A 23,019-nucleotide genomic window follows, 5' to 3' on the forward strand; every position below is an offset into this window, starting at 1 on the left:
GCGTTTTCGTCACGTTTAAATTTCAGGTTGGTTAACAATGAAACTCTCTTTTTCGCTAAAAGTGATAACTGTGCTTTCCTTGGCGGGAGGTTTTTTAACAGGGTTGTATGCTCCGTCCGCCAATGCGGTAGTTCAGGAGATTCGGGCGGAGTTTGTGCCTGATCCGACAAATCCGATGTTCAACAAGTTTAAGAACACAACACCGGAAAGTGGTGTGTGCGTCCATTGGATTTCTGCTCGTTGCAGGAGTCTGGGCATCTTCAGTCTGACGATACCCGGTCTGCGATTCAATTCGTCACAACCTATAGCTGCCGATCATGCCGACCCTAGAATGGGCGCGACTTTTAGTGTGCCATCCAGTTGGAGGAGTCTGGAGGTCTTCCACAGTCGTACTGGTGAGAGTGAGACTGTTCAGATGCGAATCGCGGGAATTGGTGGTAGCTGGACTATGGCGAGACCTCCGGGGGTCAGTGCATGGGCCAGACCCGGTGTCGGTTGGTTCAGTCAATGGAAAAATGCTCCAGCGCCGTGTACCGGCGTGAACGTGGGGGTTGCCGGTGTCGCTTGGTCGCCCTTTTTCTGGCTGATACCCGAAGGCGCAGGGGCTTGTGGCAGAAAACCGTCTGTCGACATTCCCTGGTTCAATTACAGTGCGGTCGAGTATGTCTACGAACTGAGGACGCCCAACCCCCTGAGGATGTCATCAGGAGAATACAAAGGCTCACTGACCTACACCACAGGTCCGGGAATGGACTTCGACATGGGCGATGTGCTGATCCCCAACGACAACGCCATTACCCTCAATTTCACCCTGGATGTCATGCATGCGCTGAAAGTCGACGTCCCACCGGGAGGTAATCGCATTGAGCTGGTGCCTCAGGGCGGTTGGCAAGCCTGGTTGAATCAGGGACGCAAGCCGGTGCGGTTGTTCCGGGACCAGACATTCAATATCTCCGCTTCATCGCGGTTCAAGATGCAGCTCGAGTGCCAGTTCATCGCTGGTAACACCTGCGGTTTGCGCGACGCGGGCTCTGCCGATCTTGTGCCCTTGAACACCAGCGTGACACTGCCATACGGCTTGACCGATGGAGCGGGACAACCCGTTGATCGTCGTCCCCTGCGACTTGATGGCAGTGGCACTGAGTTGTTTCAACCTGGTTTATACGTCGACCGAAAGCCGGGAGTCCTGCACTTTGAAGTGGCTCGGGAACACGTCGAACAGATGTTGCGTGAAGGGGTTGCCAAAACCTATACGGGAAATGTCACGGTGATCTGGGACTCGGAAGTGATCTGACAGACCGTCCCTGAAGGCTCATTCTAGGAACTCTTCAGGGGCGGTATCAGTTATTGATCGTTTAAATGTTGGCTCTTGTCATGGCCTCTCGGGTCAAACGTCTTGCCAGTTCTTTTTCTTCGTCTCCCAAGTCGATGAGCAGTCGATTGTAAGTATCTTCACTTATTGGAATGCCGGAAAACACTACGACTTCCTGAATCGAAAAACCGTTCATGAGTTCTATAAGTTTGTTTCGCAAGTCCATGCGTTGGATTTTCGTCAATTGCGGCGAATTGACCCACTCGAGCTGGGTGCTTAGTAACGTATCGAGCCGCTCTGATTTACTCAGATAGAACTGTTTGTTTTCTTCGAACTGCGAAGGGTATGTTTCACGAAGAAAGCGTTCCCAGAAGTCCAGTTCAAGCATTCTGTTAACCAGACCGTCACCTTTTTCCATGGATAGCACCGTGTCGTATGCGCTATCGATCATGTCATCGGTGACGCCGGACACCGCCCGGTAAAGCATGGATTCGGATTGCCAAGGCAGGTCCAAACGTCCGGCCAAGCCCGTCTGATAAGCCAGGTAGACTTCTACCTCGTCAGGGTTACCCTCACGGCTGCTCATATCGGCCCGGGCGATATCGTTTACAAGTTCCAGTCGCGCGGAACCTTTGGCCAGCATCACCAGTTTATTTTCAAGTATCTCTGGATCAGTGGAGTAGGCGTGCGCCTCAAAGGCGAGTACCTCAATCCCCATATTGTTGAATAGCTGTGCACCCGCATCGGCGCATCTCACAGGATCCTTCGCCATTGTGAATAGCTTTTCCCTAAGCGGGGTGTCGATGAAGACGGCATCAAGCATGCGCCACAGGCGATCGAGTAATTGTGTCCGACTTTCTTCTCCTGCACGATAATCAGCGAAGCCCTCTGCCCCGTTAACGAAAGACAGAAAAGGTCCGGAGTCGGATTCGTGTTTCAGTTCCTCCCAATTTTTAATGCGTCCAGGACTCACGTCGGGAGCACCGGTCCATATCGATATGGCCGGCGGCATGTCGATAACCGGCGACGCACCTATCTCATTGGGAAGGCCTAGCAATTGACGTATTTGATTAATCCTGAGACGGTTCAAATCCGATAAGTTCTCGATGTCGAGACGTGTTTGACCTACCACCCAAGCATTTGGCGATTGATGAATCACTTCAGGGATTAGACTGATTGGATTACCCCGCATATCCAAAACAAACTCCTGAGGTCTGCGTCTGGTAAAAGTGCCAGTGGGCCAAGTAGTAATACCGGTATTCCTCAAGCCGACAGTCTTCAGTCGGGGCATGCTCCCAATATCCGGCAGCAGGGTTAGTGGATTGTCGTCCAGCTCAAGAGTTTCCAGATAAGTCAGATACCTCAGTTTATCGACAGCGGGAGGGTCCAGGGTAATAGCGTTTGAAGTCAATCGCAGACATTCCAAACCATGCATGGCACCGATGCTATCTGGCAGGCGAGTCAGTTCGCAGTGGTTGGCATTGAGTTCCCGCAGGTTTGGAAAGTCCTTCAGCACCCCGTATAACTCGCTGGAAAACCTTGTGTTGTCGAGTTTAAGCACAGTGACTTTGTCGAGATATTTTTTTAATTTTGGGCGTTTTGACCACCAGGTTTCCAGATCCAATGGTATTAACTCTCTAGAGAGATCGAGAGAGTAGGAGTACGGATCGGTGCGGCTACCGAGCCCGGTATTTTTCCGCTCGTAACAGTCGATGAGCCGTTCGACTATGTGCCTTCCACCCCCGCCAAGGAACCCGCGGTTGTCCGAAACCGAACTGGAAGGTTGCTGGCGCTCCCAATGAATGAGTATTCCCCGCAACTCTGCGAGATCCTTTTCTTGCTCGTCCATCGCCCTGAGCGGCTCACCTCTGGCGTTCAAGGCCTGAGCAAATACCTCAACCTCGGCCTCACTGAAGTGCGGATGAAGATCCTGAATTCGTTCGTGCAGTGTTTTTCCTTCCTTGCTGAGGCCACCTCCACGAACCAAAAGCATCGTTTCATGCTCGACAATCGGTCGGATGGGGGGCATGGCGAGGACAGTCCTTCGCTCGCTTGGCGGTGCTGACTTTACAATGACCCACTGCCTGAAAAACTTGGCATCGCCTGGTTTGTATCCCAACGCTCTTTTACCTTCGTTGCCCATGGCATGCAGCAGGGCCTCAAAAAAGACATCAGCATCGTGGATAGACTGATTCGAGGCATCGCGCACCTGATACTTCCCCGAATTGTCTCGAATCAATACCCGAACCTGCGTTGCGTCCTCGGGCCCGGCACTGCAACGAAGTTCGCCATCGAGTGTTCCCTGACGGATTTCTATGCGCAGGTCGCCAAACATATCTGTATTGAGTCGTAACGCTCCCAATGCCAAGCGTTCGGTGTCGATATTGCTCAATGCGTCGAGGTACAGACCTTGGGCTGCACGGACCGATTGCACTTCGAACTGGAGCTCTCGTGCCTGGGTTTTGAGACGCAAGGGGAGCCGAAGCTTTCGCTCAATATATTGATGCTCCGAGGGTGTTGCGCCCGCCATGATGTTTTCCACAACTCGGGCAGGCAGCTCGGGGAAGTCGCTGAACAGTAAGGTGATCTCGGGAGATAACGCGGCAGGCGGATTCACCGGCGCACCCAGGCGTTGCAGGGTATCGGTCAGCAAGGGCGGCGGAGGGGCGTGCTCGATGTGCATCCTGCGCAGCGCGGCCTCTTCAGTACCGCTGATCTGACGAATCCGCTCCAGTTGCGTGTCGCTGAAGGCATCGGTCGTATGGCCCAGGCGACGCATCAGGGCCGTGCCTTCCCACTCGCGTGGGTTCTCCGTTTCGCAGACCCAGGCACCCTGGCCGTTGTGTCGCAGGGTTGGTGCATAGGCATCGAACCGCTGCGGATGGCGAATGCGCTGTTGCCCGGTAACCGGGTCGTCCAGCACTTCGAAGTGTTGATTGTTCAGGCGCAAAATTCGCCGGCCGCGATGCTGGTGAATACCCTGTCGATCAGGCCGTGCATCCGCCGGCAAAACCATGTCGGCTCGTTGATAGGGGCTGAGGTCAGGGTTCCACAGCCGTGTCTCACCGTTTGCCAACTGCACCGGTTTCAGATTTTCGAAGAACGGCGAGAGTTTCGCCCGCGCGACATTACCGATTGCGCCGCCCGCCGCAAATGCGCCCAACTGGACGACGCTTTCCAACACGCTGATGGTCTGTTCTGCCGCCTCGGCGAAATGACCTTCGGCCAGGTCGACGATACCCTCGACCACTTCATCGGTCAGTTGCCAGGCGGTGTAGGCCAGCATCAGTTCGCCCAGGCCGGGGACAAACGGTGTGACCACCAGCAGCGCGACGTTGAGAATGTCCGACAGCATTTTTTCCAGGTTATCCCACCAGGCCCAGCGGGCCATACGATCGGCATACTCGGTGGAAATCGCGATTTCCCGCCCATCGTTGAGAATCTTGTTGAGCTTCTGTCGGTAGTAGTAGCCCCAGAGATCATTCTTGAAAACCGTCTCTCTGTCGGTCTTGACGCTCGACAGGCCGAACTTCAAGTCGGGGTTGGCCACGGGTGTTTCGCGCCAACTGGGCAAGTTGGAGCCTGGTGGGGCCGGCTGCCATTTGATTGTGCTCAGGCGGTCATTGAGTCCGGCAAAGAAATGTCCGCGTTGCTGATGGGGCACGAACTGGCTGAAGTACTGTTGATAACTTTTGCTGGAGCTGCCATCGCGCAGCTGGCGCGTCAGTTCTGCCATAAAATCGAGCGTCGACGGGTACAGCTTGAGCGGATGCTCCGGGTCATGGGGAACATACGCCATGACCGGGACGGTGCTAGTGGCGGTGAAGACATCAGGGGCGATCAGCACAATGCCGACCAGGCGCGTGTCCATCATCGACAGGTTGTAATAGCCGACGGGCTGCCCGCGCCATTGCATTTTTGAGCGATCGTCGAGCATGCCTTGCACGACGTCATAGGCCTCCTGATCGATGTCCTTTTTCATCAGCGCCATTTGTGCCGCGACATTCAACGCGCTTTTCTGACTGCGAATGACGATGTAACGCAGGTAATTGCTCGCCACTCTGTTGGTCGACAGCAAAAACTCGTTCAGATGCTGCTGGTACCTGGCACCGATGTTCAGTTCGCGGCACAGTGATTTGAACTGATCGATGCTCAGTTTGTGCTTGAGGTGTTTGACCAGGAAGTGCCCACGAGCGTCGGGGCGGGTGATGAACTCGGAGTCTTGGTGAAACGACTCGTCGAGCGAAAAATTATGCAGGGCGGCGTCCAGCAGCGAGACGGTCCGGCTGGTGGTACCGCCGGAAAAGTCATGCACCCACCAGGATGTTTTCACCGGAGCATACAAACGTAGCCAGGTCTGCTCGACATCGTCGTCGACGCCGAAGCGGTCCTTCAGCGCCTGTTGCAGGATGGGCCGGGCAAACGCGTAGACATCCTGCAGTTCGCTCAGTGCGCGATCTACCTGGTTTTGCGCAGTCCAGCTGAGCTTGATGTCATTCTTCAGGCGTTGCTGCAGCGCCCGGGTGGCTTCCCGTAGCGGGTCTGGAAGGATCACTCTGTCGGCTTTCAGTTCATTGACACGAGCGATGGAAGTTTCTTTCAGCCAGTAAGGGATGGCCTGTTCGACCCGTTCGAAATGGATACTTTTATCGGCCAGATCATTGGCGAGCGAGTCTGGAATTTTGTAGGGGGTGGGCATTGTCTGATCGTCCGTTGATCAATAATGGAACGGACAGACTAGGTATGCGTGGCCCCCGAAAAAAGCTCAAAAACTGGTTTGAATGGATGCCTGTTTTGCCCCGATCCTCCCAAAATCAAGGAGTGAAAAATAAATAGTTACCGCCACCTGGTTCGCGTTTTTTTGTAATGGTCAGCGGACAACCGTTGCCTGGGTTGGCTGGCACATCGTGTGGGTGCCCGGTTGCAGGTACGGCGTCAGAATCGGTGCCATGCCCTTGAGCACCTGCACCGGCAACGCCGAGGTGAAGGTGAAGCTTTCCGCCGATCGGCCCGGGACGAACGCGGTCAGGGTGCCGAAGTGGGTATCGCCGATGTAGAACACGAACGTGGCCGTGCGGTTGAGCGATTTGGAACTCAGGATCCGTCCGCCGGAACCGATGGCTTCGATGCGGTTGTCACCGGTACCGGTCTTGCCGCCCATGGCCAGCGGGCTGCCATCCGGCAGTTTGAAACTGCCGGCCACGCGTTTGGCCGTACCGGCATCCACCACTTGTGAGAGGGCTTCGCGCATGGCGGTCGCCACCTCGGATGGCATCACCCGTTTGCCGACGTCGGGGTCATTGATCAGTTGGGTTTCATAGGGCGTGTTCGCAGCGAAATGCAGGCTGTCGATGCGCAGGGTTGGCATGCGCACGCCATCGTTGAGGATGGTGCCGATCAGTTCGGCCAGGGCGGCGGGGCGGTCGCCGGAGCTGCCGATGGCGGTGGCCAGCGACGGCACCAGGTGGTCGAACGGATAGCCGACTTTCTGCCAGCGTTGGTGGATGTCGAGGAAGGCTTCGATCTCCAGCATGGTGCGGATGCGACTGTCGCGGGCGCCCTTGTGCCGGCTTTTGAACAGCCAGCTGTAGACCTCCTGGCGCTCGAACTGGCTGGCTTTGACGATGTCGCCCCACTTGGCATCGGGGTGATTGAGCAGGTAGCCAATCAGCCACAGGTCCAGCGGGTGAACCTTGGCGATGAAGCCCTGGTCCGGCAAGTCGTAGGAGCCGGGACCGTAGGCCTCGTAGAGCCGCACGAGACGCTCGTCAGTGAGTTTTTCCGTGAGTTTGGCGCCGGTGAGGTGCGAGCGCACGAAGGCGTTGAAGCTTTCCTGACTGGCCTGTGGCAGCAGGTAGCGGTGCACAGCGGCCATGCGGATCGGGGTTGGCCGCATGCTGTCGAGGAAGGTCTCGAGCCGGTCCTGGGTGTCCTTGTTCTTGTACTTTTTCCAGAACTTGAGCAGGAACGACGTGCCCTCGCGGTCGGCGAATTCGGCCAGGTATTCCTGGCGCCGCGGGTCGCGGTCGTCCTTGAGCAGTTCGGCACTGCTGTTCGGGCCGGAGTAGGTGGTGTAGCGCACCAGGTCACGCATCAGGCGAATGAACGGCAGGTTGATCGACTCGCGCAGGGCGTCGCGCAGGGGCGGTATCCGGCCGTTGTCTTCCTTGCGGAAGTTGTTGAACACGTGCAGGCCGCCACCGGTGAAAAACGCCTCGCCGGGGCTGGCGGAGTATTTGCGGTCCAGGGCTGCGCCGAGCATTTTTTTCAGGTCGCGGTCCTTGTTCTCGATCAGGTAATCGACCGCCCAGCGGCTCAGGCGGTCCTGGTCCGGTACGTCGACTTTCTTCAGTTCCGGGACGGCCATGCCGGCGTATTTGTCGTGCAGCTCGGCGATGATTTGCAGGTAGGTGGTCAGCACGCGCATTTTCGCCGTGGAGCCCAGTTCCAGTTTGCTGCCTTCGTTGATGTCGAATGGCTGGTCGGTGCTGTCGGTCTGTACCCGAACCCGCGAGCCGTCCGGGGTCAGTTCGAACAAGGTGAAGCTGTAGCGTACCTGGGTGGTGCTGGTGGTGGTCAGGAGGCGTTCGCCGATCAGGCCGATTTGCGTGGCAAACTCAGGGTCGGCGAGTTTTTTCAGGTACTCGGTGGCCTCGCTTTGCAACTGGCCTTGCAGGGTGCTGGTGGCGGAGAGGTCAAGGCGGTCGAGGTCATACAGCGGGCGATTGAGCATGCCGGCCAGACGGCTGCGCGCCACGCTGATGCCCTTGTTGGTTTCGATCGGTTGAATGGTCGGCTGGGTGGCCCAGTCGCGGTAGGTCACTTTGCTGGCCAGGGCGGCGGCGGCGAACTCGGCGTCGATCACATGGTTTTGCGCCAGCAGGCGAATATGGCTGTCGGTGAGGTCGACCAGTTCATCATGACCCTTGGTCAGGTAGTGCGACGGGCGGCGCTGGGCAATCATCAACGACAGCATCTCACGCAGGGCCAGGCCTTTTTCCGCCATGGTTTTTGGATCCGTCGCGGTGCTGGCAAGAGCTTCGTTGGCCTGATTGAAGTCGGTGCCGTACCACACGCGCAACCCTTCAGCCATGCCATGCACTTCACCATGGCCCGGTACGGCCGACAGCGGCACGCTGTTGAGGTAATCGCGAACCACGTTCTGCCGGGCTTCGAGGGTTTGTGGCCCGGCCTGATAGGCGCGTACGGTGGCGGAAATCATCTGGCGAATCTTTTCCGCGCCACTGACCGTCAAGCCATCGGGGGAATGCCGGTACTTCTCCAGTTGCGTGGCCAGGGTACTGCCACCGGCGGACTGGCCGGGCACGTGCAACATCTTGGCCAGCTGGGACCACGCCGCCATGCCGAACCGTGGCCAGTCCACCGCCGGGTTGGCCAGCGGTTGCCTGGGGTCGAGCAGGAAGCGGTTTTCGATGAACAGCAGGCTGTTGACCACCACCGGCGGGATCGAGGCAAAGGTTGAATAGAGCTGCTGTGGATAGTTGTACTGGTACAGCGGCGCTGCACGGCAATCGGTGATCGACAGCCCGGCCTGGATTTTCTCGGCATAAGGCAAGAACAGGCCCTTGTCGCTGTACTTCAACAGCGCCGGGGAAAAGCGGGTTTGCGCTTCGACGACGAAATTGCGCTTGATCAGGCGCGGCAGGAACTCATCCAGCGAGCTGTAGCCCAGGCGCCGATCGAATGGGCCTTCCCCCGGATAGCGAATCGCATCGCTGGGGCCGGGTTTGAGCTCATAGCTCAGGGACGCGGCGTATTTGCTGACTTCCTGGGCCTGGAACTTCGAGGTACGCATCTCCCTCGCGGCGGCCAGCCCCACGACAACCGCGATTATCAACAGCAATAACCAGAACGCTCCCCATCCGTGCCTGGAGCGACGGGGTTTTTCAGGAATAGGCGCTTCATCCTCACCTTCATTCGGAACCACGGTTTTACTCGAATCGGTTTGCCACAAAGCGCCCATAGTCGACTGATCCATTCACGCAGATTGATCGGACTTCACTGAAGCTTAGACGGTGGTTGGCGAAGGTGAAAAAAATGTGAAGGGCAAAATGATGCACGGACGCACCGATAATCAGGCTGATTGAAGCAGTTGTGGCTGTGCGGCGTTCCGACGGGCCCCCTCGCCACAGTTGTGATAGCACCTGAAGCAGGGTGGTGGTCTGTAATGGCCGGACTAGAGCTATTTCGAGGGTGAATACGGCTTTCGTAGGGGCATGACGATGCACCAATGCTGTGCAATACTCCGCGCCCTTTAAATGACGAAAATTCCTACAAGGTCCAGGTGATGCCCCTCCGCAAGTTGGGTTATTGCCGGGATTTATGGCTGAATTTAGTGGTTTATAGAGTGAATATCTCTGTCGTCAGCTTTTTATACTGCACGCCCCGCTGATCTTGCAGGTTTTGTCCTGCAGGACGGTTCTGCTTACAACGCAGGCCCGGTTACGCGAAGCAACTGGCTTATCGGTCGGGGGCTTCAACGCTCGGTGGTCATATCCAAAAACAAGATGAGGTGCCCCTTATGCCCGTAGGCAATCACCAGCCCAACGGCGAGACCGCTCAGGGCGGTCCGCTTAAACGCGAACTCGGCGAACGGCATATTCGCCTGATGGCACTCGGTGCCTGTATCGGCGTCGGCCTGTTCCTGGGCTCGGCCAAGGCCATCGAAATGGCCGGTCCGGCCATCATGCTGTCTTACATCATCGGCGGTCTGGCGATCCTGGTGATCATGCGCGCCCTCGGCGAGATGGCCGTGCATAACCCGGTCGCCGGCTCGTTCAGCCGTTACGCCCAAGACTACCTCGGCCCGTTGGCGGGTTTCCTGACCGGCTGGAACTACTGGTTCCTGTGGCTGGTGACCTGCGTCGCGGAAATCACTGCCGTGGCGGTCTACATGGGCATCTGGTTCCCCGACGTGCCGCGCTGGATCTGGGCGCTCGCTGCGCTGATCAGCATGGGCTCGATCAACCTGATCGCAGTCAAGGCCTTCGGTGAGTTCGAGTTCTGGTTTGCCCTGATCAAGATCGTCACCATCATTGCGATGGTGTTCGGCGGCATCGGTATCATCGCCTTCGGTTTCGGCAACGACGGCGTGGCCCTGGGGATTTCCAACCTGTGGACCCACGGCGGCTTCATGCCCAACGGCGTGCAAGGCGTGTTGATGTCGCTGCAAATGGTGATGTTCGCCTACCTCGGCGTGGAGATGATCGGCCTGACCGCCGGTGAAGCGAAGAATCCGCAAAAGACCATCCCCAACGCCATCGGCTCGGTGTTCTGGCGGATTCTGCTGTTCTACGTCGGTGCGTTGTTCGTGATCCTGTCGATCTACCCGTGGAACGAAATCGGCACCCAGGGCAGTCCGTTCGTGATGACTTTCGAGCGGCTGGGCATCAAGACCGCGGCGGGCATCATCAACTTCGTGGTGATCACCGCGGCGTTGTCGTCCTGCAACGGCGGCATCTTCAGTACCGGGCGCATGCTCTACAGCCTGGCGCAGAACGGCCAGGCCCCGGCCGGCTTTGCCAAGACCTCGAACAACGGCGTGCCGCGTCGTGCATTGCTGCTGTCGATTGGCGCGTTGCTGCTGGGCGTTCTGCTCAACTATCTGGTGCCGGAAAAGGTGTTTGTCTGGGTGACGGCGATCGCCACCTTCGGCGCGATCTGGACCTGGGCGATGATCCTGCTGGCGCAGCTCAAGTTCCGCAAAGGCCTGAGCGCCAGCGAAGCGGCCGGCCTGAAATACCGCATGTGGCTGTACCCGGTCAGTTCGTACCTGGCGCTGGCGTTCCTGGTGCTGGTGGTCGGCCTGATGGCGTACTTCCCGGACACCCGCGTGGCGCTGTATGTGGGCCCTGCGTTCCTGGTGCTGCTGACGGTGCTGTTCTACGTGTTCAAGCTGCAACCGACCAATGTTTCGCAGGGTGCGGCGCGTTCGGTTTCGTAAGTCGTAATGCCTGAAAGACAAAAGCCCCGGTCGTAATTGATCGGGGCTTTTTGGTTTTTGAAGATCAATGGATCGCAGCCTGCGATCTTTTGATTGTCTGGTTCAACCGCTTGTTGAACTCAAGCCACGCCGCCAGCAGCGCCATCAACCCGGCGCCCACCAGCGCCGTGAAGATCTGCATGGCCAAGGCATCGTCAGTCAACGCATTGACCATGTCCGCCAATGGCGCCAGCAGCACGCCCAGACAGAAAATCTCCAGCGAGAAACGACCCATGCGGCAACTTTGCTGCGCGAGCCAGTTTTGCGTCCATCCGCTGTCGGGAATCAGTTTCGCCGTGACGTAGGCCAGCGCGAGGAAGTGCAGCAGGCGCACGGGGGACAGGTCGGTCTTGCTGATGGGGTACAGGACGTTTTGCAGGCTCGCCGGCACCATCGCATCGTGTATGTCCGGCCAACGCCACAGAACGGTCAACACACCTGCGACCACGACATACAGCGCCGCGCTGACAAACAGTGGTTGGCGTAGCAATGGGCGAGTCTCGGGCAAGCGCGGGCGCTGGCTGTGAATCGCAGCGGCACCGCCGAGCACGAACAGCAACTGCCAGGCGACCGGGTTGAAATACCACACGCCATCCTTGATGGCCGCCAGGTTCCAGCCAGCCAGCGGCACCATCAGGTACAGCACCAATGACATCGCGACCACCACCCAGGCCTTGCGCACCAGCAGCGGCAGCACCAGGGGCAAGCCCGCCAACAGCACGATGTACAGCGGCAATGGGTCCATCAGGTTCGGCTTGAAGCGCAACAGCAGTTCATCGATCAAGGCCTGCTGCGGGTTGCTGATGAAGTGATGCATGCCCATTTCTTCCACCAGATCCCGTGTTTCCACGTGGCTGTTGGCGAAAAACACAATGCCCATCAGCATCGCCAGCAGAAAGATATGCACCACGTAGAGCACCCATGCCCGGCGCAGGATTTTCACGCAAGCGATCAGAAAACCTTCGCGCGCCAGGACTTTGCCGTACGCCAGTACCGCCGCGTAACCTGCCAGAAACACGAAAACCTCGGCCGCATCGCTGAAACCGAAGTTACGCAGGGTGATTTGTCCCAAGGGGTTGTGGGGCACGTGATCCCAAAAGATAAAGATCAGTGCCAGACCACGAAAAAAGTCGATCCGGTGATCGCGTGCTAACGTCATGACAGCAAACTCGTAACAGCAGGTGAAAATGGGATTGGCCGCGGGCGAAAAGGTCACGCGCCCAATCGGCGGCGCGCAGGGTGGACTGATTCGTGGGCAATTGCAAAGTCGGGATATTACCGGATGTCTCGGGCGTTGCTTCGAGGCTCAACCGCTGGTCTGAAAGGTCCAAAAACCTGCGATTTCTGACAGTAGACAGTCTCAAATATTAATGAGTGCAACGTTCTTGAAACGGGAGCCTCCCATGAGACTGTTATGGAAAGGGCTGTCCAGTTACACGGTGATCGGGGTCGCCAACACCCTGATTCACTGGCAGATCTTTTTCCTGCTGAGCGTGGCGGCCGGCCTCAGTCAGGCGATCAGCAACCTGGCGGCCTTCTGCGTGGCTGCGTCGTTTTCCTTCTATATGAACGCGCAATTTACCTTCGCCGCCCATGCCACGGTCGCAGGTTATCTACTGTTTCTTTTTGGCATGGGGGCATTGAGCCTGGGTGTCGGCCATCTGGGCGACGCTTGGCGACTGCACGGTTTGTTCACCGTGGCCCTGTTTTCGGCGTTGAGCCTGGTGTTCGGTTTCCTGTATTCCAAATACGTGGTGTTTCGCGAGCGTGATCAATGAAAATCTCGCTCATTGTCCCGGTGTTCAACGAAGAGCAGTCAATCAATCTGTTTTATCAGGCGGTGCGACGGGAGTTGAAGCTGGGCGGCACCGAAGTCGAGATCGTGTTCATCAACGATGGCAGCTCCGACCGCACGGCCGAACAGGCTACGGCACTGGCCCAAACGGACGATCAGGTCATGCTGATCAATTTCTCGCGCAACTTCGGCAAGGAACCGGCACTGTTTGCCGGCCTGGAGCACGCCAGCGGCGATGCCGTGATTCCCATGGATGTCGATCTGCAGGACCCGATCAACGTCATTCCGTTGTTGATCGAGCAATGGCAAAAGGGTGCCGACGTGGTCCTCGCCAAACGCCGCAACCGGGCCGCCGACGGCTACCTCAGGCGCCACAGCGCGTCGATTTTCTACCATGTGCTCAATCGCATCGCCTACACCCGCATCGAGGAAAACGTCGGGGACTTTCGGCTGATGGATCGTAAGGTGGTCGACGTGATCCGGTCCCTGCCCGAGCACCAGTTGTTCATGAAAGGTGTGTTGTCGTGGGCCGGGTTCAACACCGTGGTGGTGGAGTTCGAGCGGCCAGGAAGGGTGGCGGGGAGCAGCAAGTTCAATGTCTGGAAGCTATGGAACCTGGCCCTGGAAGGCGTGACCTCGTTCAGTACCGTGCCGCTGCGCTTGTGGACTTATGTCGGTGGCGGCATTTCGATTTTCGCGGTGCTCTATGCGGTGTACATGGTGCTGGACAAGATTTTCTTCGGCAACAGCGTCCCCGGTTATCCGTCGCTGATGACCGCCATCCTGTTTCTCGGCGGTGTGCAACTGATCGGCATCGGCATCCTCGGCGAGTACATCGGTCGCATCTATATCGAGGCCAAGCACCGGCCGCGCTATGTGATCAAGGACATCGTCGGCGGTAAAGACCGGGGCAGTCGTTAGCATGGGCCGGGTCAGCGACTTCTTCGTTCGCGAGCTCAGCCGGCATCAGGTCTGGCAGTTTTTTCTGTTCGCCACCCTGGTGTATGTCCTGCCGTTGATCCTCGCGGATTATCCCTACATCGATGACAACTGGCGTTCGCTGTCGGCGGGCATGGCCTGGGCCGAACAGGGCCGACTCTTCACCCAGCTGTTCTACAACGCGCTGACCTTCAGCCATGCCGCGCCAAACATCTTTCCCTTGCCCTTGTTGATCGCCACGCTGGCCATGGCGTCGGCGCTGACCAGCCTGACGTTCCATTACTTTCACAAGCCAAGCGTCGCTTGTTGCCTGGTGCTGTTGCCGCTCTGGTACAACCCGTTCTTCTTGCAAAACCTGTCCTATCAATACGACGGTCCGGCGACGACCCTGAGCCTGGTGGCGGTGATCTATGCCATCACCTTTCGTCACCCGTGGCGTAGCGTGCAATGGCTGGTGCCTGCGTTCCTGATAGCACTGGCGCTGGGGTTGTATCAGATCAGCCTGAATGTGTTCCTGGGCCTGTGTTGCCTGGAGTTGCTCAGGGCCGCCAACGATAAAACGGCCAAGGTGCCATGGCGCGATCTGCTGGGCTGGAAAGCCGCCCAGGTCATCCTCGGCGGGTTGATCTACAGCGTCAGTGCTTATCCGTTCATGGACTTGAATCGTACATTGCTGCTCGATTGGACGGCGCATCCTTCATTGCAGATCCAGATCAACATTGCCCGGGTCCTGGAAAAAGTCGTGCTGCTGTTCCATGGCGGATGGCTCTGGGTGTCTGGCGGGTTGCTGTTGATTGCGATAGCCGGGGCGGTGCGGTTGGGATTGAACGTCGCGGCGCGTCAGGAAAGCGGGCCGAAGAAGCTGTTGATCGGTCTGATGTGCTTGCTGACATTGCCCTTGGTGACGCTGCTGGTGTCCGGTGTGGCGCTGATTTTCCGCGACTTCAACGAAGGCGCCCGCACCTTGATGGGCTTCGCCGTGCTGCTGGTGTTGCTGTTCTACCTGGGGCATCTGGCGCTGGCGTCGATCCATGAGCGCCTGCCGCTGCTGTTGATGATTCCTCTGCTGGCCATGTTGTCGCTGTCGTTCGCCCATGGCCGGGTGCTGACGGTGCAGAAAACCTTTGCGTCCACGGCGCTGGCCGGTCTTGCGTACGACATCGCCAGCCATCAGTCGCTGCGCGAGGCCAGGCGGATCTACATTTCGGTGAGTTATTCCGACTATTGGTTAGTGGCGGCAGCTGGCTCATTCAAGCAGTTGCCGGTGCTGCACTACCTGCTCAATACCGACTTTTACATGCTGGCCGAGAATCTGCCGAAAGCCGGGATCACCAACGTGGTGGCGGAGCGGGAACGGCGCAACGCAACACGGGTCGGTTATCAGGGTTATCCGGCGCTGGTGGACAGCCAGTTCTACCGGATTTACCTGATCGGTGAATACGGTTTCATCGTGATGAAGGAACCGACCCCGAGCAAAACACTGCGTTGGTGACACGCGATTTTGATCGGGGTGGCGAGGTCATGCCGCCGCTATGTCATGGGGCTCGAAACTGTCGGCCCGGGCCATCTGCCACATCCGCGAGTAGAACTCACCGTTCACTTCGCCGGTCAGCAGTTCCCCCGGTTTGAGGAATACGTGCAGCTGCGAGAACAGCTTGATCTCGGTCGCCGACATACGTCGCACCAGATGCTTGGCGGACAACTGCGACGGATGTTCGAGGCCGGCGGCGGCGAGCATTTCCGCCAGGGCCTTGAGGGTGTTGCGGTGGAAGTTGAACACGCGCTGGGCCTTGTCCGGCACCACCAGCGCGCGCTGGCGCAGGGTGTCCTGGGTGGCGACGCCGGTCGGGCATTTGTTGGTGTGGCAGCTCTGCGACTGGATGCAGCCGATGGCGAACATGAAGCCGCGCGCGGAGTTGGCCCAGTCGGCACCGATGGCCAGCACGCTGGCGATGTCGAAGGCGCTGACGATCTTGCCGCTGGCGCCGAGCTTGATCTTGTCCCGCAGGTTCAAGCCCACCAGGGTGTTGTGCACGAACAGCAGGCCTTCGCGCATCGGCACGCCGATGTGGTCGGTGAATTCCACGGGCGCGGCGCCGGTGCCGCCTTCCTTGCCGTCCACCACGATGAAGTCCGGGAGGATGCCCGTTTCCAGCATGGCCTTGGCAATGCCCATGAACTCCCACGGATGGCCGAGGCAGAACTTGAAGCCCACCGGTTTACCGCCGGACAGCTCACGCAGTTGTGCGATGAAATGCATCATTTCGATCGGCGTGGAAAACGCAGTGTGGCGCGACGGTGACACGCAGTCCTCGCCCATCAGGATACCGCGGGTTTCGGCGATTTCCCGGGTGACCTTGTGCTTGGGCAGGATGCCGCCGTGGCCGGGCTTGGCGCCCTGGCTCATCTTGATTTCGATCATCCGCACCTGCGGCGTCCGGGCTTGTGCCGCAAAGCGTTCCGGGTCGAAGCGGCCGTCGTTGGTGCGGCAGCCGAAGTAGCCGCTGCCCAGTTCCCAGGTCAGGTCGCCACCGTTTTCCCGGTGATAGGGGCTGATGCTGCCTTCGCCGGTGTCATGGGCGAAGTTGCCGAGCTTGGCACCCTGGTTCAACGCGCGGATGGCGTTGGCGCTGAGGGAGCCGAAACTCATCGCCGAGATATTGAACACCGACGCCGAATACGGCTGTGTGCACTGCGGGCCGCCGACGGTGACGCGGAAACTGCTCGGGTCGCTCAACGGCGCCGGGCGCATGGAGTGGCCGATGAATTCGAAACCCGACTGGTACACGTCAATCAGCGTGCCGAAGGGTTTGTCGGCGGTTTCATTCTTGGCCCGGGAGTAGACCAGCGAGCGCTGGGCCCGGGAGAAGGGCAGGGCGTCGCTGTCGGATTCGAGCAGGTACTGGCGGATTTCCGGGCGGATGCCTTCGACCAGATAGCGGATATTGCCGAGGATCGGATAATTGCGGCGCACCGCGTGGGGGCTTTGCAGCAGATCGAACAGGCCGATCAGGCTGAGGACAGCGGTGACGGCGGTGATCGGCCAGAGCCAGTCGTATTCAAGAAACGGCAGGCTGGCGAGGGTGAAAATCACGCAGACGGCAAAGAAGGCGTAGCGGCTCAGGAGTGACAGGCTCATACGGTTTCCTTGGGTTCGGACTCAGTAAATTTGGCTAAACACAAAACACTGTGGGAGCGAGCTTGCTCGCGATGGCGGCGGGTCAGTCAACATCAATGCTGAATATGAAACCGCTATCGCGAGCAAGCTCGCTCCCACATAAAAGCAAAGTGCTCCACAGGGCATTCAGGCATTTTGTGCCTGGAGAAAAATCGAAAACAGCTCGGACTGGGATTTGATCCCCAGCTTGCTGTACATGTGTTTCTTGTGGACTTTCACGGTTTCGACCGAGATTTCCAGCTTACGGGCGATTTCTTTACTGGAGCAACCGCTGAGCATCAAACGCCCGACATCCAGCTCCCGGGCCGTCAACTGCGCGCCTTTGAGCTGCTGCACCGACGCCTCCAGCTGTACCCGCCAATCAGCTTGCGGCGGTGCGGGGGCCAGGGCCACGGCTTCGTTGATTTCATAGGGTAGACGCTGGCGCAACAGGCCGAGCACCCACGGCTGGATCAACGACAGCAAGGCGATCTGCTGGCCGCTGAAGCGCTGCGTGCTGCCCAGCGACAGGCACAGCGTGCGGTCGCCTTCGAGCTGACAATTGAACTGGATTTCGTCGGCCACCACATTCAGACGAAAGTAGCGCTGGTAATACTCGGTCAGCTCGAAGTGCTCCGGGGCCACTTCCGACAGGCGATACAGCCCGGTGCGCGACTGCTCGCGACAGGCGATGTAGAAGGGGTCGAGCAGGTACAGGCCGCGCAAGTAATCCTGGAACAACTGGTCAGGGCTGCCGTCTTCGCCGGGGCATTCGGCGAACACCTGCGGGCGCTGATCGGCGCTGAAAAGCAGCGCCACCCAGCTGTCGAAGGGCACGTACTGGTCCAGCAGACGGACAAGCTGGGTCCAGAAATTGGGCTTGTCCAGGGCGTCGATCAGTTGCCCCACCGAGCGGTGCCAGGCGATGTCGTCCAACGAGAGTGTCATGCATCTACCCCTATCGTGTTACCCCAGCGGCGTAATTCCCCGCCCGGTTGCTTGCTGCGCATACTGGCGCACAGACACCGACCGGGCAATCTTTCTGCCGCCCGGCCCATGACAAGGAATACCCATGAAGGTCGAACTCGCCCAATTGGCAGGCCGTGACAACGACACGGCTTACAACCTCGAACGCACCCTGACGGCGATGGCTGCGTGCGCAGCCGATACGCAGCTGATCCTGTTCCCCGAAGGCCACTTGATGGGCTTCCCTTCGGCGGAGTCCGTGGCCGAGGTGGCCGAGGCGCTGGACGGCCCGTCCGTCTGCGCGGTAATCGCCGCCGCCCGCGAGCGCAATATCGCCGTGGCCATTGGCATGGCCGAGAACGATAACGGCCGTTTCTACAACACCACGCTGCTGATCACGCCTGAAGGCATCGCGCTGAAATACCGCAAGACTCACTTGTGGGCCTCGGATCGCGGTGTCTACGAGGCGGGCGATCGCTACGCCACTTGCCTGTGGAACGGCGTGCGCGTGGGCCTGCTGATTTGCTACGACATCGAATTCCCCGAAAGCGCCCGCGCCCTGGCGCAACTGGGGGCCGAACTGTTGATCGTCACCAACGGCAACATGGACCCGTACGGCCCGACCCACCGCACCGCGATCATGGCCCGCGCCCAGGAAAACCAGGCGTTTGCGCTGATGGTCAACCGGGTGGAAGAGGGTGACGGAGGTTTGCTGTTTGCCGGTGGCAGCGCATTGGTCGATCCGTTGGGCACCTTGTTGTTCGAAGCCGGGCGCGAGGAAGGGCAGTTTGCGGTCGAGCTGGACCTGAACCAGCTGACGGCGGCACGCCAGGATTATCGCTATCTGGATGATCAGCGGCTGAGGTTGCCGGGGGAGGTGGTTGAGCATGTTTCCGGGGTGCGGGAGCTGCTGATTCCCAATAGCTGATCCAAATTCTTTTTGGTTTGTGCTGGCCCCTTCGCGAGCAAGCCCGCTCCCACATTGGTTGTTTGAACGCCCGAGATCAAATGTGGGAGCGGGCTTGCTCGCGAAGGGGCCCTGACAGACGACACACCTATTTGCCAGTTGAACCAAGAACAACAATGCAACACCCGTAACTTGCGCCGAACTCGGCTCTGCCATAAATCCAATAAAATCCGGAGTAGTCGCTCATGGCTCGTTTGCAACGCACCCTGTCACTAGGGTCGGTGGTGCTGTTTGGCATCGCCTACATGACGCCGATCATTGTGCTCGGCACCTTTGGCATCCTCGCCCAATCCACCGCCGGCATGGTGCCGGCCGCGTACCTCGCGGCGCTGGTGGCGATGTTCTTCACCGCCATGAGCTACGGGCGCATGGCCTCGGCGTTCCCGGTGGCCGGCTCGGCCTACAGCTATGTGCGCAAGGCCATCAGCCCGAAACTCGGGTTCATCGCCGGTTGGGCGGTACTGCTCGATTACCTGTTCCTGCCCATGGCGATCTGGCTGATCGGCGCGGCCTACCTCAACTCCGCCTTCCCGGCGGTGCCGCAGTGGGTCTGGGTGCTGGCGTTCATCGGCATCACCAGCGCGATCAACATCGTCGGCCTGAAACTGGCCAACGGCATCAACGCCTTGCTGATGTTGGTGCAGTTTTTGGTGCTGATCGCCTTCGTCGCGCTGTGCGTGCATTACGTCGGCGGTGATGCGAGCACGCCGCTGTGGTCGATCAAGCCGTTCTTCAACGGCGACATGCAGATGCCGCTGATCATGAGCGGCGCGGCCATCGCCTGTTACTCGTTCCTGGGCTTCGACGCGGTCAGCACCCTGACCGAAGAAACCCGCGATCCACGCCGCACCATTCCCCGGGCGATCATGCTGATCACCCTGATCGGCGGGCTGATTTTCGTCGGCGTGTCGTACTTCGTGCAGATCGCCCATCCGTCGTTCCGGTTCGACAGCGTCGACTCGGCGGCCTATGAAATTGCCCGCAACATCGGTGGCGACCTGTTCGTGTCGATCTTCCTGATCGGCCTGATCGTCGGCCAGTTCGCCTCGGGGCTGTCGGCCCAGGCCAGCGGTTCGCGGCTGCTGTACGCCATGGGCCGAGACGGCGTGTTGCCGAAGTCGTTTTTCGGCACCTTGCACGAACGCTTCGGCACGCCGATCAACAGCATCCTGCTGTGCGCGGTGGTGGCGTTGCTGGCACTGAAACTGGACGTCACCACCTCGACCTCGTTCATCAACTTCGGCGCATTCCTGGCGTTCAGCCTGGTCAACCTGTCGGTGATCTTCCATTACTGGATCGGCGGCGAGAAAAAAGGCCCGCGCGAATTCGTGCTGTTCCTGCTGTTCCCGTTCATCGGCCTGGCAGCGGATTTGTGGCTGATGGTCAGCCTCGATCATCTGGCGGTGTACCTGGGGTTGAGCTGGCTGGCGATTGGCGTGGTGTACCTGGCGGTGTTGACCGGCGGTTTCCGTCGACAGCCGCCGGAGATGGATTTCCAGGAAACGGCGTAAGCGAACAGCTTATGAGCTGATCACGCAGTGAAGTACAAAAAAGGCGAACATCCTCAAGGATGTTTGCCTTTTTTGTCTCAAGCATGAGTGGCTTGTTGTTGTTCTTCGTGTTTTTGCTTGTCACGGGGAAGGGCGTTGATGCAGTAGTTGACGTAGTAGAAGGTGAAAAGTCCGGTATAGACCAGGTTCATGCGCAGTTCGAAGTTGTGTTCAGCCAAGGCATATGCCCTTAACACCCTTCGTACACGGAAACACCAGAGCAGGGTCAGCAGTAAATATAGTATGAACAGAACACCTATAAGGGCGAATGTATAGTAGTGAGGTACCGAGCCGAGAGTTCCGATAGATCCAATGATGATCAGGTAGAAGGCAAATAAAGCCGGGCTCATCGTCTTGATGTGAGTGACCTCCTCAAGTGCCGTGAAGGTTTTGTACATCCAGACATTTATATAGAGCCCACCAGACAATAGTCCCAGTAGAAGGAGAGGAAACGTCTTGGTGTTGATTTTTTCTTTCAGCGTTGAAATGTCAGACATGCGAGGCGTTCCAGTGGCGGCGGAGGGCGATTGACCGGTGAAGATCGGCAGAACACGCTACCAAAGTCGCTCGTGGGAAATTTCCGGGCTTGTTGGCGGAGAGTTCTGGATTCACTCTTGGCCGAGTTTTGAAGGCGTGGGATTCTGTGCATCCCTCAACATGGACCTGTAGTCAGCGATGTCTTCTTCTACTGATGTTTCACTCAATCATTCCAGGCTCATCCGCATCGCCGCCGCCCTGTTGATCGGCCCTGACGGCCGCACGTTGCTGGTGCGCAAGCGCGGCACCTCGGCGTTCATGCAGCCGGGTGGCAAGATCGAGCCCCACGAATTGCCGGTTCATGCCCTGGCCCGGGAGCTGGAAGAAGAGCTGGGTCTGGACATCGACCCGGCGCAGGCCGCTTACCTCGGTCACTTCTCGGCACCGGCCGCCAACGAGCCGGGTTTTGTCGTACACGCCGAGATTTTTCAGCTGCACATCGATGTCGACGTGACGCCGGCGGCGGAAATCGAAGAAGTGATCTGGATCGACCCGTCCAGCGATGGCTGTATCAGCCTTGCGCCATTGACACGGGACCTGATCCTGCCGTTTTATCGAGCATCGCTGACCGCGATCGCCTGATCATCACGCAAAGGACCTCGCCCATGATCCCGCTTCAAGACCTGCTGATTTTTGCTGCTGCCGCGTTGCTGATGGTACTGACGCCGGGGCCGAACATGATCTACCTGATCTCCCGTTCGATCTGCCAGGGGCGCAAGGCCGGAGTGATCTCGTTGCTCGGGGTGGTCGCCGGATTCTTCGTGCACTTGTTTGCCGCGGCCGCCGGTTTGACCGCGGTGTTCCTGGCGGTGCCGATGGCCTATGAGGTGTTGAAGTGGGCCGGTGCGCTGTACCTGTTGTGGCTGGCCTGGCAGGCGGTCAAACCCGGTGCGCGCTCGCCATTCGAGGCGCAGCAGTTGCCCCCGGATTCATCGCGCAAGCTGATCACCATGGGCTTTCTGACCAGCGCCTTGAACCCGAAAATCGCGGTGTTCTATCTGTCGGTGTTTCCGCAGTTCATCACGCCGGAGCACGGCTCGGTGTTCAGCCAGAGCATCATCCTCGGCCTGACCCAGATCAGCGTCAGTTTCTGCGTCAACCTGCTGATCGCCATGTTTGCCGCGGGCATCGCCTCGTGGTTCGTCAACAATCCGAGCTGGCTGGCGATGCAGCGCTATTTCATGGGCTTCGTGTTGTCGGCGCTGGCACTGCGGCTGATGCTTGAGCAAAAACGGATGGCTTGAGGATGTGGATCGAACGACTGGATGCCAGCCATGCCCTGGACTACCGGGCGCTGATGCTCGAAGCCTACGACCTGCACCCGCAGGCCTTCACCTCGAGCGTGCGTGAGCGGGCGGTGATGCCGCTGAGCTGGTGGGAGTCGCGCCTGACCGGCAAGCTGGACGTGGTGCTCGGGGCCTTCGAAGAGGGCCAGTTGGCCGGCATCGTCGGCCTCGCGTTCGAGCCTCGGGAAAAGGCCCGGCACAAGGTGACACTGTTTGGCATGTATGTTTCACCGACGGTCCGCCAGCGCGGGCTCGGCCATCAACTGGTTCAGGCGGCATTGGCCGAGGCGCAGAACCATGCGGGCTTGCGCCTGATCCAGTTGACCGTCACCGCCGGCAACGATGCCGCGTTCAACCTCTACCAGCGCTGCGGTTTCGTCCAGTTCGGCCTGGAGCCGATGGCCGTGCGGGTGGGTGAGGACTATTTCGACAAGATCCACATGTGGCGCGAGCTCTGAAGTCACCGCAGATCCCCTGTGGGAGCGAGCTTGCTCCGGGCGGCGTTCC

The 23,019-nt window shown here is 58.8% G+C and carries 16 protein-coding genes; 10 read left to right on the top strand and 6 right to left on the bottom strand.

Features of this window, described 5'->3' with window-relative positions:
• The first annotated feature begins 37 nt into the window (after nt 1–37).
• On the top strand, nt 38–1,294 hold the full coding sequence (locus tag KGB28_RS08420) for a hypothetical protein (protein WP_223444130.1): 1,257 nt from the start codon (nt 38–40) through the stop codon (nt 1,292–1,294).
• Nucleotides 1,295–1,355: 61 nt separating this feature from the next.
• Here the strand turns inward: KGB28_RS08420 and KGB28_RS08425 are convergent, their stop codons facing one another.
• Together KGB28_RS08425 and KGB28_RS08430 are read right to left on the bottom strand one after the other, a co-directional pair.
• Entirely contained in the window at nt 1,356–6,011 is a 4,656-nt protein-coding gene (locus KGB28_RS08425; RefSeq protein ID WP_223444132.1) for a dermonecrotic toxin domain-containing protein, read from the bottom strand.
• 171 nt (nt 6,012–6,182) lie between these two features.
• Nucleotides 6,183–9,296: a transglycosylase domain-containing protein gene (locus tag KGB28_RS08430; RefSeq protein ID WP_223444134.1), complete on the bottom strand. Its 3,114-nt coding sequence runs from the start codon at nt 9,294–9,296 to the stop codon at nt 6,183–6,185.
• A gap of 558 nt (nt 9,297–9,854) precedes the next feature.
• On the opposite strand from KGB28_RS08430, the gene KGB28_RS08435 reads away from it, so the two are divergent.
• Nucleotides 9,855–11,276 (top strand): amino acid permease, encoded by a 1,422-nt coding sequence (locus KGB28_RS08435; RefSeq protein WP_223444136.1) that lies wholly within the window; start codon nt 9,855–9,857, stop codon nt 11,274–11,276.
• A gap of 64 nt (nt 11,277–11,340) precedes the next feature.
• Here KGB28_RS08435 and KGB28_RS08440 read toward each other — a convergent pair whose 3' ends face one another.
• Nucleotides 11,341–12,474, bottom strand: a complete 1,134-nt coding sequence (locus KGB28_RS08440; protein ID WP_223444138.1) for an OpgC family protein — start codon at nt 12,472–12,474, stop codon at nt 11,341–11,343.
• A gap of 244 nt (nt 12,475–12,718) precedes the next feature.
• Between KGB28_RS08440 and KGB28_RS08445 the strand changes: the two genes are divergently transcribed.
• Genes KGB28_RS08445 through KGB28_RS08455 form a run of 3 tightly spaced genes read left to right on the top strand, consistent with a single transcriptional unit; the run spans nt 12,719 to nt 15,541 of the window.
• Nucleotides 12,719–13,093: a GtrA family protein gene (locus tag KGB28_RS08445; RefSeq protein ID WP_223444140.1), complete on the top strand. Its 375-nt coding sequence runs from the start codon at nt 12,719–12,721 to the stop codon at nt 13,091–13,093.
• Nucleotides 13,090–14,031, top strand: a complete 942-nt coding sequence (locus KGB28_RS08450; protein ID WP_223444142.1) for a glycosyltransferase family 2 protein — start codon at nt 13,090–13,092, stop codon at nt 14,029–14,031. Before KGB28_RS08445 ends, KGB28_RS08450 begins: the two co-directional genes overlap by 4 nt.
• Before the next feature lies 1 nt (nt 14,032).
• The gene (locus KGB28_RS08455; protein WP_223444144.1) at nt 14,033–15,541 is read left to right on the top strand and encodes a glucosyltransferase domain-containing protein; all 1,509 of its coding nucleotides are present in this window, start codon (nt 14,033–14,035) and stop codon (nt 15,539–15,541) included.
• Nucleotides 15,542–15,568: 27 nt separating this feature from the next.
• Here the strand turns inward: KGB28_RS08455 and KGB28_RS08460 are convergent, their stop codons facing one another.
• Both KGB28_RS08460 and KGB28_RS08465 read right to left on the bottom strand, forming a co-directional pair.
• Nucleotides 15,569–17,188, bottom strand: coding sequence for an FMN-binding glutamate synthase family protein (locus KGB28_RS08460; protein ID WP_223444146.1), 1,620 nt, complete (start codon nt 17,186–17,188; stop codon nt 15,569–15,571).
• Between the two features lie 165 nt (nt 17,189–17,353).
• Complete coding sequence (locus KGB28_RS08465) at nt 17,354–18,154, bottom strand: helix-turn-helix transcriptional regulator (protein ID WP_223444148.1); 801 nt, start codon at nt 18,152–18,154, stop codon at nt 17,354–17,356.
• Nucleotides 18,155–18,278: 124 nt separating this feature from the next.
• Between KGB28_RS08465 and KGB28_RS08470 the strand changes: the two genes are divergently transcribed.
• Both KGB28_RS08470 and KGB28_RS08475 read left to right on the top strand, forming a co-directional pair.
• Complete coding sequence (locus tag KGB28_RS08470; RefSeq protein WP_223444150.1) at nt 18,279–19,100, top strand: carbon-nitrogen hydrolase family protein; 822 nt, start codon at nt 18,279–18,281, stop codon at nt 19,098–19,100.
• A 224-nt stretch (nt 19,101–19,324) separates the two neighbouring features.
• Nucleotides 19,325–20,650, top strand: a complete 1,326-nt coding sequence (locus tag KGB28_RS08475; protein WP_223444152.1) for an APC family permease — start codon at nt 19,325–19,327, stop codon at nt 20,648–20,650.
• A gap of 77 nt (nt 20,651–20,727) precedes the next feature.
• Here KGB28_RS08475 and KGB28_RS08480 read toward each other — a convergent pair whose 3' ends face one another.
• Nucleotides 20,728–21,186: a hypothetical protein gene (locus tag KGB28_RS08480; protein ID WP_223444154.1), complete on the bottom strand. Its 459-nt coding sequence runs from the start codon at nt 21,184–21,186 to the stop codon at nt 20,728–20,730.
• A gap of 178 nt (nt 21,187–21,364) precedes the next feature.
• Between KGB28_RS08480 and KGB28_RS08485 the strand changes: the two genes are divergently transcribed.
• From KGB28_RS08485 to KGB28_RS08495, 3 genes are read left to right on the top strand one after another with little or no spacing between them, the layout of a single operon-like run.
• On the top strand, nt 21,365–21,808 hold the full coding sequence (locus KGB28_RS08485; protein ID WP_223444156.1) for an NUDIX hydrolase: 444 nt from the start codon (nt 21,365–21,367) through the stop codon (nt 21,806–21,808).
• 23 nt (nt 21,809–21,831) lie between these two features.
• Entirely contained in the window at nt 21,832–22,470 is a 639-nt protein-coding gene (locus KGB28_RS08490; protein WP_223444158.1) for a LysE family translocator, read from the top strand.
• Nucleotides 22,471–22,472: 2 nt separating this feature from the next.
• The gene (locus KGB28_RS08495; protein ID WP_223444160.1) at nt 22,473–22,970 is read left to right on the top strand and encodes a GNAT family N-acetyltransferase; all 498 of its coding nucleotides are present in this window, start codon (nt 22,473–22,475) and stop codon (nt 22,968–22,970) included.
• Nucleotides 22,971–23,019 lie beyond the last annotated feature (49 nt).

It is taken from the genome of Pseudomonas sp. BF-R-19, assembly GCF_019956445.1.
Lineage (GTDB): Bacteria > Pseudomonadota > Gammaproteobacteria > Pseudomonadales > Pseudomonadaceae > Aquipseudomonas > Aquipseudomonas fluorescens_BH.

Excerpts from the sequence above, each read along its gene's own strand:
- KGB28_RS08420 (WP_223444130.1), top strand. The coding sequence starts at position 38 with ATGAAACTCTCTTTTTCGCTAAAAGTGATAACTGTGCTTTCCTTGGCG.
- KGB28_RS08425 (WP_223444132.1), bottom strand. The coding sequence starts at position 6,011 with ATGCCCACCCCCTACAAAATTCCAGACTCGCTCGCCAATGATCTGGCC.
- KGB28_RS08430 (WP_223444134.1), bottom strand. The coding sequence starts at position 9,296 with ATGGGCGCTTTGTGGCAAACCGATTCGAGTAAAACCGTGGTTCCGAAT.
- KGB28_RS08435 (WP_223444136.1), top strand. The coding sequence starts at position 9,855 with ATGCCCGTAGGCAATCACCAGCCCAACGGCGAGACCGCTCAGGGCGGT.
- KGB28_RS08440 (WP_223444138.1), bottom strand. The coding sequence starts at position 12,474 with ATGACGTTAGCACGCGATCACCGGATCGACTTTTTTCGTGGTCTGGCA.
- KGB28_RS08445 (WP_223444140.1), top strand. The coding sequence starts at position 12,719 with ATGAGACTGTTATGGAAAGGGCTGTCCAGTTACACGGTGATCGGGGTC.
- KGB28_RS08450 (WP_223444142.1), top strand. The coding sequence starts at position 13,090 with ATGAAAATCTCGCTCATTGTCCCGGTGTTCAACGAAGAGCAGTCAATC.
- KGB28_RS08455 (WP_223444144.1), top strand. The coding sequence starts at position 14,033 with ATGGGCCGGGTCAGCGACTTCTTCGTTCGCGAGCTCAGCCGGCATCAG.
- KGB28_RS08460 (WP_223444146.1), bottom strand. The coding sequence starts at position 17,188 with ATGAGCCTGTCACTCCTGAGCCGCTACGCCTTCTTTGCCGTCTGCGTG.
- KGB28_RS08465 (WP_223444148.1), bottom strand. The coding sequence starts at position 18,154 with ATGACACTCTCGTTGGACGACATCGCCTGGCACCGCTCGGTGGGGCAA.
- KGB28_RS08470 (WP_223444150.1), top strand. The coding sequence starts at position 18,279 with ATGAAGGTCGAACTCGCCCAATTGGCAGGCCGTGACAACGACACGGCT.
- KGB28_RS08475 (WP_223444152.1), top strand. The coding sequence starts at position 19,325 with ATGGCTCGTTTGCAACGCACCCTGTCACTAGGGTCGGTGGTGCTGTTT.
- KGB28_RS08480 (WP_223444154.1), bottom strand. The coding sequence starts at position 21,186 with ATGTCTGACATTTCAACGCTGAAAGAAAAAATCAACACCAAGACGTTT.
- KGB28_RS08485 (WP_223444156.1), top strand. The coding sequence starts at position 21,365 with ATGTCTTCTTCTACTGATGTTTCACTCAATCATTCCAGGCTCATCCGC.
- KGB28_RS08490 (WP_223444158.1), top strand. The coding sequence starts at position 21,832 with ATGATCCCGCTTCAAGACCTGCTGATTTTTGCTGCTGCCGCGTTGCTG.
- KGB28_RS08495 (WP_223444160.1), top strand. The coding sequence starts at position 22,473 with ATGTGGATCGAACGACTGGATGCCAGCCATGCCCTGGACTACCGGGCG.